12 protein-coding genes are annotated in these 14,531 nt (G+C 59.1%); 10 read left to right on the forward strand and 2 right to left on the reverse strand.

Annotated elements, in window-relative coordinates; translation table 11 throughout:
• Window positions 1-113 precede the first annotated feature (113 nt).
• Window positions 114-1,745 (reverse strand): NAD+ synthase, encoded by a 1,632-nt coding sequence (locus tag P8H27_RS01635; RefSeq protein WP_289634865.1) that lies wholly within the window; start codon window positions 1,743-1,745, stop codon window positions 114-116.
• Window positions 1,746-2,021: 276 nt separating this feature from the next.
• Between P8H27_RS01635 and P8H27_RS01640 the strand changes: the two genes are divergently transcribed.
• Genes P8H27_RS01640 through P8H27_RS01650 form a run of 3 tightly spaced genes read left to right on the forward strand, consistent with a single transcriptional unit; the run spans window position 2,022 to window position 5,180 of the window.
• Window positions 2,022-2,258 carry a PP0621 family protein gene (locus P8H27_RS01640; protein ID WP_289634866.1) on the forward strand — a complete coding sequence of 79 codons (237 nt, stop codon included), beginning with the start codon at window positions 2,022-2,024 and terminating at the stop codon, window positions 2,256-2,258.
• Entirely contained in the window at window positions 2,248-3,840 is a 1,593-nt protein-coding gene (locus P8H27_RS01645; protein ID WP_289634867.1) for a PAS domain-containing sensor histidine kinase, read from the forward strand. Before P8H27_RS01640 ends, P8H27_RS01645 begins: the two co-directional genes overlap by 11 nt.
• A 2-nt stretch (window positions 3,841-3,842) precedes the next feature.
• Window positions 3,843-5,180 carry a sigma-54 dependent transcriptional regulator gene (locus P8H27_RS01650; RefSeq protein ID WP_289634868.1) on the forward strand — a complete coding sequence of 446 codons (1,338 nt, stop codon included), beginning with the start codon at window positions 3,843-3,845 and terminating at the stop codon, window positions 5,178-5,180.
• 134 nt (window positions 5,181-5,314) lie between these two features.
• Here the strand turns inward: P8H27_RS01650 and thiO are convergent, their stop codons facing one another.
• Complete coding sequence (thiO, locus tag P8H27_RS01655; RefSeq protein ID WP_289634869.1) at window positions 5,315-6,421, reverse strand: glycine oxidase ThiO; 1,107 nt, start codon at window positions 6,419-6,421, stop codon at window positions 5,315-5,317.
• 67 nt (window positions 6,422-6,488) lie between these two features.
• On the opposite strand from thiO, the gene P8H27_RS01660 reads away from it, so the two are divergent.
• From P8H27_RS01660 to P8H27_RS01690, 7 genes are all read left to right on the forward strand, one after another.
• Entirely contained in the window at window positions 6,489-7,004 is a 516-nt protein-coding gene (locus P8H27_RS01660; protein WP_289634870.1) for a GspH/FimT family pseudopilin, read from the forward strand.
• A 184-nt stretch (window positions 7,005-7,188) separates the two neighbouring features.
• A complete protein-coding gene (locus P8H27_RS01665; protein ID WP_289634871.1) occupies window positions 7,189-7,644 on the forward strand; it encodes a GspH/FimT family pseudopilin in 456 nt (151 codons plus the stop codon).
• Window positions 7,644-8,132 carry a type IV pilus modification protein PilV gene (pilV, locus tag P8H27_RS01670; RefSeq protein ID WP_289634872.1) on the forward strand — a complete coding sequence of 163 codons (489 nt, stop codon included), beginning with the start codon at window positions 7,644-7,646 and terminating at the stop codon, window positions 8,130-8,132. The genes P8H27_RS01665 and pilV overlap by 1 nt, the downstream gene beginning before the upstream one ends.
• Window positions 8,129-8,698: a PilW family protein gene (locus P8H27_RS01675; protein WP_289634873.1), complete on the forward strand. Its 570-nt coding sequence runs from the start codon at window positions 8,129-8,131 to the stop codon at window positions 8,696-8,698. Before pilV ends, P8H27_RS01675 begins: the two co-directional genes overlap by 4 nt.
• Window positions 8,698-9,126 carry a PilX N-terminal domain-containing pilus assembly protein gene (locus tag P8H27_RS01680; RefSeq protein ID WP_289634874.1) on the forward strand — a complete coding sequence of 143 codons (429 nt, stop codon included), beginning with the start codon at window positions 8,698-8,700 and terminating at the stop codon, window positions 9,124-9,126. The genes P8H27_RS01675 and P8H27_RS01680 overlap by 1 nt, the downstream gene beginning before the upstream one ends.
• A 64-nt stretch (window positions 9,127-9,190) precedes the next feature.
• Window positions 9,191-13,822, forward strand: a complete 4,632-nt coding sequence (locus P8H27_RS01685) for a PilC/PilY family type IV pilus protein (protein WP_289634875.1) — start codon at window positions 9,191-9,193, stop codon at window positions 13,820-13,822.
• An 11-nt stretch (window positions 13,823-13,833) separates the two neighbouring features.
• Window positions 13,834-14,199, forward strand: coding sequence for a type IV pilin protein (locus P8H27_RS01690; protein WP_289634876.1), 366 nt, complete (start codon window positions 13,834-13,836; stop codon window positions 14,197-14,199).
• Window positions 14,200-14,531: the final 332 nt, after the last annotated feature.

The following is a 14,531-nucleotide window of genomic DNA, read 5'->3' on the forward strand; positions in this document are numbered from 1 at the left end:
AGACCGCGCATTCTCCTAAAGGGCGCGCGCCCCGCGACGATAGCGGACGCAGTCCGCTCAACCATCGCAAGCATCGCGCCGGGGCGGCCCTCCTGCACGAACCGCCCCGCGCCTCAATCGCCGATCTGCCAACCCGAGGTGATCGGGTAACGCCGATCACGACCGAAGCCGCGCTGGGTGACCCGCACGCCAACCGCGGCCTGACGGCGTTTGTGCTCGTTCAGGTCGATCAGGCGCAGCACGCGCTTGACCGTATCCGCATCGAAGCCCTCGGCGATGATCGCATCGGCCGACAGGTCGTACTCGATATACAGTTTGAGTATCTCGTCGAGCAGCGGATACGGCGGCAGTGAGTCTTCGTCCTTCTGATCCGGCGCCAGTTCGGCCGATGGCGGCCGGTCGATGATCCGCTGCGGGATCACCTGTCCGCGGCTGTTGCGGTATTCGCAGAGGCGGAATACCAGGGTCTTGGGCACATCCTTGAGCACATCGAAGCCACCCGCCATGTCGCCATAGAGAGTGGCGTAGCCGACCGCCATTTCACTCTTGTTGCCGGTGGCCAGCAGCAGAGAGCCCTGCTTGTTGGAGATAGCCATCAGCAGGGTGCCACGGCAGCGCGCTTGCAGGTTTTCCTCGGCGGCATCGCGGGCCATACCCTCGAAGATCGGGGCCAGGGTGCCCATGAAGGCTTCGACCATGGGGGCAATCGGCAGCACCCGATAGGTCACGCCCAGTGTACGGGCCTCGGCCTCGGCGTCCTCCAGGCTGATCCGCGCGGTGTAGCGGTACGGCATCATCACCGCCTCGACCCGCTCGGCGCCCAGCGCATCGACCGCCACCGCCAGGGTCAGGGCCGAGTCGATGCCGCCGGACAGCCCGAGCAGCACGCCCTTGAACCCGTTTTTATCCACATAGTCGCGCACCCCCACGACCAGAGCCTGATAGACACTGGCTTCCAGCTCCGGCAAGGGCACGCAATTGGCCGGCCGCGGGCTGACCCGCCGGCCATCGAAGATCAGGTCGACGGGGTACAAACCCTCGGTGAAGGCGGCCATGCGCTGACAGACCTGGCCACTGGCATCGACCACGCAGCTGCCACCGTCGAACACCAACTCGTCCTGGCCACCGACCTGGTTGACGTAGACGATCGGCATCGCCCCTTCGCGCGCGCGCTCGGCCAATACTTCCTCGCGCTCGCGCTGCTTATCCAGATGGAACGGCGAGGCGTTCAGGCTCAGCATCAGTTGCGCCCCGGCGGCCCGGGCCTGCGCCATCGGCTCGGCGAACCAGGTGTCCTCACAAATATTCAGCGCCACCGCCACGCCCTTGATGTCGACCACACAGGGCTGGTTGCCGGGTTCGAAATAGCGCTTCTCGTCGAAGACCCGGTAATTCGGCAGTTTCTGTTTGAAGTAGCTGGCCAGTAATTGGCCATCGGCGATCACCGCGCAGGCGTTGTAGCGCAGTTCATCCTCCAGCCAGGGATAGCCAACCACCAGATAGAGGCCGCTGACTTCATCCTGCAAGCGCCGCAAGCCCTGCTCGATGCGCCGCTGCATGCTCGAGCGCAGCAGCAGATCCTCTGGCGGATAACCGCAGAGCGCCAACTCGGGGAACACGATGACATCCGCCTGCCACTGATCGCGGGCGTTGCATGCCGCCTCGATGATGCTCTCGACGTTGCCATGCACATCGCCAACGCGCAAATTCAACTGGGCCATCACGACCCGCAGGGTTTGGCTCATGGCTGCCTCCACCAAGTAAGTCCCACTTTCGAGTGAGCCCAGCGGCTCAGTCGCAACAGAGTTGCATCGTTCAACCCACAGCATAGGGTTTAACCGCTCGATAAGCATGTCGCGCGCGCGAGGATTCATGGACGCGGCCCGACACGTAGACGCTAAACTGCGGACTGCGGCACTCATCGCAGCTAAACCCGAGGTCAGCCGCTGTGCTGGCGCGACATCCTTGGCTAAACTGCCAGGCTTTCCAACAAACTGCCTTGCCAACAAGAAGAGAGCGTTATGGGCCTGTTTCGCCTGCTGTTCTGGATCGCCATTATCGCCGCAGCCTTCTGGCTTTGGCGGCGCTTTAGCCGCCCCGCACGCCGCCCCCAGCACAAAGACCAAGGCCCCGCGCCCATGGTGCGTTGCGCCCATTGCGGCGTTTACCTGCCCCGCGAAGAAGCACTAAGCAGGGCTGATAACTGGTATTGCAGTCCGGCCCACCTCAAGCAGGGTCCCAAACCAGGTGAGCATTGAAGCCCTAGCGCTCAGCGGTGCCCAGGGCCGCCGCGTACTGCGGCTCTATCACCTGTATCGCCTGACCGTCGGCCTGGTACTGGTACTGCTGATTTCCAGCGACATGGACAGCCAGCTGCTGAATCTGGCCCACACCGAGCTGTTCCGTTACGGCAGCTGGCTTTACCTGATCCTGAATGTCCTGGTGGCCGTGCTGGTGCAGCGGCCCAAGCACCTGGCGCAGATATTCAGCCTGGCCCTGGTCGATGTGATTCTGCTGGCCGCGCTGTTCTATGCGGCAGGCGGCACGCCCAGCGGCATTGGCAACCTGTTGATAGTCGCGGTGGCCATCGCCAACATCCTGCTGCGCGGGCGCATCGGCCTGCTGATCGCCGCCGTCGCCGCCATAGGCCTGATCTACCTGACCTTCTACCTCAGCCTCAGCCGCCCGGAAGCCAGTGCTCAATACGTCCAGGCCGGCGCTCTTGGCGCCCTGTGCTTTGCCGTCGCCCTGCTCCTGCAGGGGCTGACCCGACGCCTGCAAGTCAGCGAAAGCCTGGCCGAACAGCGCGCGGCGGATGTGGCCAGCCTGGAAGCGCTGAACGCCTTGATCCTGCAGCGCATGCGCACCGGCATCCTGGTGCTCGACGACCAGCATCGGGTGCTGCTGGCCAACCAGGGCGCGCTGCGCCTGCTCGATCGCGCCGCGCTGACCGGCAAGATTCTCGACCCGCACTGCCCGGAGCTGATCAAGCGCCTGCAGCAATGGCAGCACAACCCGACCCTGCGCCCATCGAGCCTGCAGGCCGCTGTCGATGGCCCAGTGGTGCAACCGAGCTTCATCGCCCTGCAACGCAGCGGCGAGCGACACACCCTGGTGTTTCTCGACGACATTTCGCAGATCGCCCAGCAAGCCCAGCAGCTCAAGCTAGCCTCCCTCGGCCGCCTGACCGCCGGCATCGCCCATGAGATTCGCAATCCGCTCGGCGCCATCAGCCATGCGGCGCAGCTGCTGCAGGAGTCGGAAGACCTGCATGGCCCGGATCAACGCCTGGCACAGATCATCCAGGATCACTCGCGGCGGATGAACCTGGTGATCGAGAACGTCCTGCAGCTGTCGCGCCGGCGCCAGGCCGAGCCGCAACTGCTGGATCTGAAATACTGGCTGCACCGCTTCGCCAGTGAGTTCCGCAGCTCGGCTGCGCCGGGGCAGAGCCTCCACCTGGAGACCCAGAGCGGCACCGTGCAAACCCGCATGGATCCGCACCAGTTGACCCAGGTGCTGACCAACCTGGTACAGAACGGCCTGCGCTACAGCGCGCAAAAGCATCCGCAAGGGCAGGTCTGGCTGAAACTGTTCCGCGACGCAAGCAACGACCTGCCGGTGCTGGAAGTGCTCGACGACGGCCCAGGCGTGTCGGCCGAGCAACTGCAGCACATCTTCGAGCCGTTCTATACCACGGAAAACAAAGGCACCGGCCTGGGCCTGTATATTTCCCGCGAGCTGTGCGAAAGCAACCAGGCGCGGCTCGACTACAAACCTCGTGAAGGCGGCGGCAGCTGCTTTCGCATCACCTTCGCCCATCCACGCAAACTGAGCTGACCATGACCCGCCAGAGAGCCCTGATCGTCGACGATGAGCCCGATATCCGCGAACTCCTGGAAATCACCCTGGGCCGCCTCAAGCTCGATACCCGTAGCGCCCGCAACGTCAAGGAAGCCCGCGAATGGTTGGCCAAGGAACCGTTCGACCTGTGCCTGACCGATATGCGTCTGCCCGATGGCACCGGCCTGGATCTGGTGCAGCACATCCTGCAGCGCCATCCGCAGGTGCCGGTGGCGATGATCACCGCCTATGGCAGCCTGGACACCGCGATCAACGCGCTGAAAGCCGGCGCCTTCGACTTCCTGACCAAGCCGGTCGATCTCGGCCGCCTGCGCGAACTGGTGGCCACCGCCCTGCGCCTGCGCCCGACGGACAGCGAAGAGCTGCCGGTCGACAGCCGCCTGCTCGGCGATTCGCCGCCGATGAAGGCGCTGCGCAAGCAGATCCTCAAACTCGCGCGCAGCCAGGCGCCGGTGTATATCAGCGGCGAATCCGGCAGCGGCAAGGAGCTGGTCGCCCGCCTGATCCACGAACAAGGCGGCCGCAGCGAACAACCCTTCGTGCCGGTGAACTGCGGCGCGATCCCGTCGGAACTGATGGAAAGCGAGTTCTTCGGCCACAAGAAGGGCAGCTTCACCGGCGCCATCGAAGACAAGCAGGGGCTGTTCCAGGCGGCCCATGGCGGCACCCTGTTTCTCGACGAAGTCGCCGATCTGCCCTTGCCGATGCAGGTCAAGCTGCTGCGCGCGATCCAAGAGAAAGCCGTGCGCGCGGTCGGCGGCCAGCAGGAGCTGGTGGTCGATGTGCGTATTCTCTGCGCCACCCACAAGGACCTGGCCGCCGAGGTCGCTGCGGGACGCTTCCGCCAGGATCTCTACTACCGTCTGAACGTCATCGAACTGCGCGTGCCACCGCTGCGCGAGCGGCGCGAAGACATCGCCCAGCTGACCGAGGCGATGCTCAAACGCCTGGCCGAAGGCCCCGGCCTGAGCCCGGCAAAGCTCGACAGCGAGGCGCTGGACAAGCTCAAGAGCTATCGCTTCCCCGGCAACGTGCGCGAGCTGGAGAACATGCTCGAACGCGCCTACACCCTGTGCGAGGACGACCGCATCAGCGCCAGCGACCTGCGCCTGGCCGACGCCTGCGGAGCGAGCGAAACAGGCGACGCCAGCCTGGCGCAGATCGACAACTTGGAAGACCATCTGGAAGACATCGAGCGCAAACTGATCATGCAAGCCCTCGAAGAAACCCGCTGGAACCGCACCGCCGCCGCCCAACGCCTGGGGCTGAGCTTCCGCTCGATGCGCTATCGCCTGAAGAAACTGGGGATCGATTGAGCGAGCGATCCTGACGCTCTCGCAGGGTCACTCGCCACAGGCGGTGCACCATGGCTCGGCGGCGCGACGCAAAGCTAACGGGCTGTCGCTGCGCTCCGAACGGAACGCAGCCCAGCAAGCTGCCGTCTAAACCCTCAACCCAAACGCCCTTCGGGCGCATAGGGAGCCGGATCGATGATCGGTTCCTGCCCGAGCAGCAGATCGGTCAGCAACTGGCAAGAGGCCGGCGCCAGTACCAGGCCATTGCGGAAATGGCCGCAGTTCAACCAGAGCCCTGCATGCCCCGGCACCGGGCCGATAAAGGGCAGGCTTTTCGGTGATCCGGGACGCAACCCGGCCCAATGGCCCACCACCTCGGCATCGGCCAGCGCCGGCAACAGCCCGACTGCCGACGCCTTGAGACCGGCCAGAGCCTCTGCGGTGGGCACCTTGTCGAACCCTACATGCTCGAGCGTACTGCCAATCAGGATATGGCCATCGCGGCGGGGAATCGCATAACGCCCATTGGCCAGCACAATACTGGTCAGGAAATCCTCGGCGCACTTGTAGAGAATCATCTGCCCCTTTACGGGCTCGACCGGCAACTCGATGCCGAGGCTGCGCAATAGCTCGCCACTCCAGGCGCCAGCGGCCACCACCACGTGATCGCCACGGATTTCCCCTGCCGCGGTGCGTACGCCACAAATTCGCGCACCCTCGCGGATAAATCCGCTGACCGCACACTGCTCATGCACGGTCACATTCGGCATCTGCGCCAATGCCGTCCGCAAGGCCTTGAGCAGTCGCGGGTTACGCACATTGGCCACCTCCGGCATGTGCAGCGCCCGCGAGAAGCCCCTGGCCAACGCCGGCACCGCCCGATACACCGCCTCGACAGGCACCGCCCGCATCGGCCGCTGCTCGCGCGCGGCCCAGGCCAGGGGCGCGGCTTGCTCCTGGTCGAGCCAGTACAGCCCGGTGACATACACCTCGGGGTCGATGCCGGTGTCCGCCAGCAACTGCGCCCCCAGCTGCGGGTAGAAATCCTGCGACCAGTGCGCCAGCGCCGTCACCGCCGGGCTGTAGCGCCAGGGATAGAGCGGCGACACTATGCCGCCACCGGCCCAGGAGGCTTCCTGGCCAATCTCGCTCTTCTCCAGCAAACAGACACTCGCGCCAGTCAAGGCCATTGACCTGGCACTAAGCAGGCCAATTACCCCGCCACCCAGAATGACGACCTTCGGCCCATTAGAACTTTGCATTTACTCAACCTGTTCTAGTCTTTATCCAGCAACACTCTCTATCACACTCTGGCAAGGACGCTGGAATATGGAACGTTATGCTCGTGGTATTTCGCTTATCGAGCTGCTGTTTGCCCTACTGATTCTCGGGATTGTTTCCGCAATGGCAGTGCCCGCGTTCAACGTAATGCTCGAAGGCAATCAACGCACTCAAGCAACCAACCAACTGCTCTCAGCCTTGCATTTTGCACGAAGCACGGCGGTTTACGAACGCCGTGTCGTTACGCTGTGCTCCGGCATGGCAACCTGCACAGGCAAATCCGCCTGGAACGACGCCCTTCTTATCTTCCATGACCGCAATGCCAGCGGCCAACTCGACCCGAAAGAATCGCTGCTCAGGGTAGAACCGCTGCCCGAGCATTACACATGGCACTGGGCAAGCTTTCGCCAGGATGGATTCGTGCAGTTCGAAGGCAATGGCACGACGCGCGCGCAAAATGGCACCTTTACCCTGTGCCGGGAACAGATACCGCAGCGACAAATAGTCATCAGCCTTTCCGGCAGAGTCAGAACCCAAGCGCCTGGCAACAAGGCCAAATGCTGAGCTCCATGATTCGCGTCGACTGCCTCACATATTTTGAGCAGCTGACGCTGCGCTAGATCCTGTTGGTAACCAAATGCGCCCGCTTGTCCGTCATGGCTCAGTGTCGCCAGTAGGCGCTGCTAAATTACCCTGCATACAGGCTGACCTTTCGGCCCAAGCCTTACCGAATGACGTGGAGAACTTCATGGCTTCAAGCAAAGGCTTCACGCTGATCGAATTGATGATAGTTCTCGCCATCATCGTCATCGTTTCAGCTGTAGCGGTTCCAGGCTATCAGGCAATGATCGCCAGCAATCGCCTGACCTCTTCTAGCAACAACCTAATCGGCGCCCTGCAATTGGCACGTAGCGAGGCAGTCACTCGCAATCAGGCCGTTTTCGTCTGTAACAGCAATGACCAGGCTAGTTGCAGCGGCTCATGGGCTGACGGCGGCATCGTTCTGCTCGCGGATGGCGAAGTATTGAGAGTGCTTTCACCACTTCCTAATGATGTCGCGGTAAATGGCAACACCATTCAGTACAACGCCAATGGCCAACTAGCCGGCGTGGCTGCACTGGTCGTGAGCAACACTGCTGGCGTACGAACCATTCAGGTTAACCGTATCGGCCAGGTATCCGTCTGTCATGGGAGCAGTTGCTGATGTATAGCACGCATCACACCGAGGGTTTCACGCTCATCGAAGTAATGATTGCCGTCGTCATTCTGGCCATCGGCCTACTGGGCATGGCCACGCTGATGACCCAGAGCCTGCAGTCCAGTGAAAGCGCCTACTCACGTGGGCAAGCCAGCTTGCTCGCTTACGACATCATCGACCGGATGCGCGCAAACAAAGTGCTCGACCCCGACAAGCCCAACCAGAACTTCCGCATCAGTCAGGCCACGCTGAACAATGATTATGTACTGGCCAATCCAACCGCATGCCCGAATGCCATATGTGACGACTGCGAAGGCACGGAAAAAGCCATCAGCGACCTGACCCAATGGTGCACTGAACTCAACGGCAGCTTGCCCAATCTTCTACCTAGCACCTCGATCACACGCAATGGCGCCAATGGCTACATTGTTGAGGTGCAGTGGCAAGAGCCAAGTGGCGATGTCGGTAGCGTCAGAGTGGAGGTCGAACTGTGAATAAGTATCAACGGGGCCTGTCCCTCATAGAGTTGATGGTCGCAGTTCTAATCAGCACACTGTTGATCCTCGGCGTAACAGAATTGTTCTCCAGGACATCGGCAGCCGACAGGGCCAACACCGAACTTGCCAGAATGCAAGAAAGCGGTCGCCTAGCCCTCGAAATCATCGGACAGGATGCACGTCGAGCAGGCTACCAAGGCTGCGTCGCCGCTGACACCAGCACTCCGTTCCCGAGCGGCGGCACTCTACCAGATGACGCGATTTCGAGCACCGCCACTACTAATCTGACATTTCGCTATGCAACTCCGGGCAGCGGATGCGGCCCCGTTGCACTCAATTTTGAGCCCGCTATTACTTATACCAACGCAGGTAGCGGCATCAGCCGCAATAACGACCCAATTCTGGATAACGCCACTATGCAGGTGACATTTATCCCTGCCGGCAATGCGGCCTTCGCCAGGGCCATCAATGTCCAGATAACCGTTTCCGATTCGCGCCAGGGCAATGAAAACTTGGCAAACCGGACATTCAGTGCCACCTACGAACTACGGAATCGCCTCTGATGAAAGGTCATGCCAAACAACAAGGTATCGTTCTGCTCGTTAGCCTGGTTCTGCTATTGATGCTGACCATAATAGCCATCACTGCCGCTTCGCAATCAAACCTGCAATTGAGGATATCCTCCAATAGCGAGCAGCAAAACGCCGCCTTCCAGGCTGCGGAAAGTGGCTTACAAAGGTGGACGACCCAATACTTTGCTGCTTACAGCAATAGCAACTTCCCGTCACCGATAGACCCTCCGATACCGTTGGGGGCAAAAGAACAATTCAGTGTCGCTGTCATCTATGCCGGCCCCTGCCCTGGGAGCGGGGAACGGATCGGCCTGAACTGCTTCGATATTCTGAGCACGGGCGAAACCTGCGAAGCCGGGAACTGTAGTACCACTGCAATTCACCGCCAGGGTGGCCAACGCCGCCAACTCCAGCAATAGATCGGCAGGGCATTACAGCCGCCTCGTACTCTCTTTGGGCCCAATGAGGCCAAGGAACCGCAACATGAAAAGCACTCACTTCCTGCGCACGACCCTTTCTTCCTGTCTGGCCGGCGCCCTGCTCCTGCAAAATGCACTAAGCTATGCCGACGACACCGAAATCTTCTTTGGCGGCCCTAGCGCCAGTGAGGGCATCAAGCCTAATGTGTTGTTCATCTTGGACAACTCCGGCTCCATGGCCTGGCGCTTAGATAGGGACTCGACTCCAACCCAAACCTCTCACGGCCCCAGCCGCATGACCGTGTTAAAAGAGTCATTCAACGACATCATCAGCAACACTAATAACATCAACGTGGGGGTCATGGCGTTGAATGCGCGCAGCGACTATGGCGGCAGCCGCCTGGCGTACCCGGTGGAATACATTGACGGCCCCGTCGGTATCGCTGCCGCCACCCCAGAAATCATTGTTTCAGCAGACGATGCCAGCCGGCAGAACAGCAGTACGGTGATCGATGCGCCGACCTTGGTCATGGGGCATATCAACAACCATTCGAACAATACACTGATCCGTGATCTGGGTAATGCACCTGCGGACGGATACTCGAATGACAACTCGTCTTACTACCTAAACGGCAACTACAGTTGTTCAGTCAAGATCGGAACTGCCCGCGATAACTGCGACACCGGCACTAAGACCCAACTCAACGCCAGGAGCGGCAGTAGCGGTCAGACAGGCTTGTTCCTGTTTCGCAACCTTAATATTCCGAGCAACGTGACCATCACATCGGCCAAGCTTATTCTGACGGCAGCAAACAACCAAACTACCAACAAACCTGGTATTGATATCAGACTCGAGAACAGCAAAACCCCTGCAGCGATCAACGATGCAACATTAATCAGCGACCGGGACTTTTCCATTGCTTCGAGCATTGCCCGCACTGACGCCATCAAGCTACCTAATAACTGGGCAGCCGGTGCACCCTTCAGTATTGATTTGACCGACTTACTGAACAGCAGCCTAAAACCACTCGCACCAAGCGCCGACCCTATAGCGGATGTGGCCTTACGCCTGCGGGCAACCCGAGACAGCAACTACAACTATTATGTGGGCGATAATGCCAATGCTCCACGCCTAGAGATCACCTACAGCGGCGGAACGAACTCCTCCCGCTCTACCGGCCTGCGCTTCCAGAACGTCGCCGTGCCCCAGGGGGCTACCATCACCTCGGCGCGCATCGATTTCGTACCGACAGGTTCGGACAACCGCCCCGTTACCTTTGCTGTCAGCGCACAGAACACTGGAGATGCCAGTGCATTCAGCACCAGTGAAGACTTCACCGGACGCACCAAAACATCCACCGCCAACTGGGCAGCAGCCGAGTGGAGAACGGAAAACCCACCGGCCTATATCGAAGGACCTAGCGTCATACAACAAGCCCAGGAAGTTATAAGTAGTAGTGCTTGGTGCGGTAATAACGCCATGGCCTTCTTCCTTGAGCCAACTACAGGAGACGGCAGTCGCACCACATACAGCGTCGACGGTTCACCCCTTAAACCTGTACTCAAACTCACTTATGAAGGTGGCGAAACCGGCTGTTTCCGCCCAGTGCTTGAAACCCGTGTTACCGCCCCGAAAAATGATGCCCGACAATACACCATCGAATCATGCAACTGGTGGGGGTGCACCACTAGTCAACCGGTTGCGGTCAATGAGAACACCATGACTTTGGGAAGCAACACTACCCACATTGGCGCTCGTTACGAAAATCTGCCAGTTGTCCAGGGTGCCCAAGTCATTGACGCCCAGGTAATAGTCACTCGCAGCGGCACCAGCGGAAGCGCCAATGTCACCATCCATGTCGAGGACACCGGCAACTCAAGTGAACTGCTAACAAATAATAACAATCTTGGCTCACGGACGCTGAGTAGCGGCATCAACTGCACCCTTAGCGGCGAAGAAAGCATCTGCAGTGGTGCAAACTTGACAAGCGCGCTGCAGAGCGTATTTGCCAAAAGCGGTAGCGGTAACAATGGCTGGAACGACGGCAACGCCCTCTCTGTAATTCTCAAGCCGAGCAACAATAGCGGTTACAGCGCCATGGCCTACGACAGCAGCCCCGCCGACTCCATCAAACTGCGTATAAAACTAGGTACTGGCGGTCTGGGCACCAACTTTCGGAGCGTACGCACCCACGTCAACGGCTTAGTACAGGGTATGAACGCCAGCGGTGGTACCCCCATCGTCCCCGCCTTGTACGATGGGGCACAATACTTGTCGGAGAAATACCACACAGGGACTAACGCCAGCCCAATAACCAGCTCCTGCCAAGCCACGCACCTGGTACTGCTCACAGACGGCAAGCCTGAAGGCACCTCTAGCACGGCAACCAGCGGTATCGCTAGCCTGGCCGGCGGTTGCAGCACAAGTGGTATCGGCTTCGCTGATGAAAAATGCGCCCGCGAACTGGTGCGTTGGATGGCGGACACCGATCAATCCACCTTCGCTGGCGATAATTACATTCTTACTCATACCGTTGGCTTCGCCCTAGACGCGCGTAGCGACACAGAAGCAGCCCAGATCAAAACCTTCCTTGCAGACTTGGCGAAGGAAGGCGGCGGCGGCTTCTATTCGGCCGATAACGCCTCCTCACTCTCCAATGCGTTCAACCAAATCCTGCAACAAGTACTGGCTACCGACACCACCTTCGTCAGCGCCAGTGCCCCCGTGAACACCTTCAACCGTCAAGACAACAAGGATCAGCTGTATTTCTCCCTGTTCCGCCCGTCCATCACCGACCGCTGGATAGGCAATCTCAAGCGTTATGGCATGGCTACAAGCAATGGCGCTGCCTTTATCGTCGACAAGGACGGTTTGGCTGCCATCGATACCAACACCGGTTTCTTCCGCTCTGACGCCCGCAGTTGGTGGTCCACCAGTAACGACGGCAGCAATGTAGGAGCCGGTGGTGCTGCCTCCAGGCTGCCAACCCCTAATGACCGCAGCCTGCTAACCAACGTATCGACCAATAATGCGCTGACCGCCATCAGCGTAGCGAATGCCGAACTTACCAGTGAAAAACTGGGGGCAGCCAACATCACCGAACGGGAAAATCTGATCAGTTACATCCGCGGCTTCGACCCTAATAACCCTAGCCTCGAACGGAAATCCCTTGGCGACCCGATCCATGCCACCCCTAGCCTGGTGACCTATGGCTGCAGCGCTTACACCAATGGCATTTGTACCAACGAGCAACAGAGCGTTATCTTCGGCACCAATGAAGGCTTCGTGCAGATGTTTGATACCGAAAGCGGTACAGAGCAGTTCGCCTTTATGCCCAGCACCCTGTTGCCGAATATCAAGCGCCTGCGGGCCAACGCCGCAACCGGCACCAACAGCCATATGTATGGCATGGACAACACCGTTACCGTATGGGCCAACGATGCCAACAACAACGGTGTGATCCTTAACGGCACCTCAGCTGAGACCGGCGAATTCGTCTACGCCTACGCCACCATGGGCCGCGGTGGACGTGATATCTACGCCTTGGACATCACGAACCGCACATCACCGCAGCTACTCTGGACAATCCAGGGTGGCAGCGGCAGCTTCGCCCGCCTGGGCCAGACCTGGTCTGCCCCTGTGAAGACCAAGATCAAGGTCGGCAACACTATCACCGATGTCCTAGTCTTCGGCGGTGGCTATGACCCGGATCAGGACAACGCCACCATCCGTACCCTTGATGACCAAGGCAATGACCTGTTTATCGTCAACGCCCGAACTGGCGCGCTGATCTGGTCAGCCTCCGGCGCCAGCATCAGCGGCATGAACTACAGCATCCCCAGCGGGGTCAACGTGACCGCGCTGCAGACCAACGACCAAGGCAAAATTTTCACTGACCCGGATGGATTGGCCGGACAAATTTTCGTCGGAGACATGGGAGGACAAGTATGGCGCTTCCATATCAACAATGGTGAAAGTGGTAATGGATTGGTGACTGGCGGTATTTTTGCCAGTGTTGCAGGTAACGATGCTGTCAGTGCCCGACGCTTCTATCACGAACCAGAAATTGCCTTGGTTACTGCCAAGAACAAACTCAATCTCACCGTAAACATTGGTTCCGGCTATCGCGGTCACCCTCTAAATAAAGTTATCGACGACCGTTTCTACTCCTTCCGTACGGAGTATCTGGACGAAATTGGAAGCGTACTAACAGAAACAGATCTCTACGACGCCACTAGTTTGGAACAAGCCACCACCACTGAAGTGGAGGAGTTACTCTCCAAACAGGGCTGGTATATCCGCTTGGTTCCCGATGGTGAAAAAGCCCTTTCGCGCCCGCTGGCCATTGGCGGGAAGCTCTATTTCAATACCTATGAACCCAAAGCTAACCAGAACTCCTGCCAGGCCGCGACTGGCATAACCCGTGCCTATAGTGTGAACCTGCTGGACTCGACCGCCCTCAGCACTTCGCGTTATGTAATAGCCAAAGGCGGTAGCCTTCCGTCCAACCCTCAGGTTTACTGCAAGGGCAACTATTGCTGGGTCTACAATGACCCATCACAGCTGATTCCAAAACCAGATGAGCCTGAGTGCGAAGACTCGCCTAATCCTGAGAAATGTCTTTGCGATAAGAACCCACAGTCGTGTAGCCGGACGCTATCGACACCGCGCACCTACTGGATTGATGAAGAGTGAGGATAGACTCGATGCGTAAACAGACTGGATTCACGCTAATAGAGCTAATGATCACCATCGTCATAATCGGGATATTAGCGGCTATTGCCATTCCTCAGTATGGTGCCTACGTCAACCGAGCGGCCTGCGAAGACGGCAAGTCATTACTCATGCAGGCATCTGCCAATATGGAACGTAGCAGAGCTCAAAACAATGGAGCCTACAACGCCAATGCGCCCATGCCGGGAAATACCGAGGAATTTCAGGTGGCAGTCGCCAACGTCACGGCTAGCGCCTACACATTGACTGCGACGGCTAGGGGCAGATTGAACGGAACACTTACTTTGACGGCAGCCAACCAGCGCGGAGGTAATTTGGCAGGGCAATGTAACTTCTAACTGATACCGTTCGTTTGGACATTAAAAAGCCGGCAATGCTGGCTTTTTAATGTCCAAATATTCAAATTTCTGTTTATAGGTAACCGCTCCATAAACCCCGTCTTTTTATGATGGGGTTTGGCTGCCAGGATGCGATTGCAGGTGCGCAGTTCTGACCTTGCCCCCGAAATACGTATCCCATAGCCCGTGTCATGGGTTGGGCCCACGGTAAAACAGGAGACCAGCTTCGGGGAGCACCCGCTTCATTTGAAGATGGGGCGGTTGCAGGAGCTGAGTGCAACACGGTTATTGAATTGACGCGGGTGCATCATGTTGCATCGTCACCGCTTTTC

It is taken from the genome of Pseudomonas sp. sp1636 (assembly GCF_030376615.1).
Lineage (GTDB): Bacteria > Pseudomonadota > Gammaproteobacteria > Pseudomonadales > Pseudomonadaceae > Aquipseudomonas.

Coding starts and splice junctions, on each gene's coding strand:
- pilV (WP_289634872.1), top strand. CDS start 7,644: ATGTATAGCACGCATCACACCGAGGGTTTCACGCTCATCGAAGTAATG.
- P8H27_RS01640 (WP_289634866.1), top strand. CDS start 2,022: ATGGGCCTGTTTCGCCTGCTGTTCTGGATCGCCATTATCGCCGCAGCC.
- P8H27_RS01660 (WP_289634870.1), top strand. CDS start 6,489: ATGGAACGTTATGCTCGTGGTATTTCGCTTATCGAGCTGCTGTTTGCC.
- P8H27_RS01685 (WP_289634875.1), top strand. CDS start 9,191: ATGAAAAGCACTCACTTCCTGCGCACGACCCTTTCTTCCTGTCTGGCC.
- P8H27_RS01650 (WP_289634868.1), top strand. CDS start 3,843: ATGACCCGCCAGAGAGCCCTGATCGTCGACGATGAGCCCGATATCCGC.
- P8H27_RS01680 (WP_289634874.1), top strand. CDS start 8,698: ATGAAAGGTCATGCCAAACAACAAGGTATCGTTCTGCTCGTTAGCCTG.
- P8H27_RS01635 (WP_289634865.1), bottom strand. CDS start 1,745: ATGAGCCAAACCCTGCGGGTCGTGATGGCCCAGTTGAATTTGCGCGTT.
- P8H27_RS01690 (WP_289634876.1), top strand. CDS start 13,834: ATGCGTAAACAGACTGGATTCACGCTAATAGAGCTAATGATCACCATC.
- thiO (WP_289634869.1), bottom strand. CDS start 6,421: ATGCAAAGTTCTAATGGGCCGAAGGTCGTCATTCTGGGTGGCGGGGTA.
- P8H27_RS01665 (WP_289634871.1), top strand. CDS start 7,189: ATGGCTTCAAGCAAAGGCTTCACGCTGATCGAATTGATGATAGTTCTC.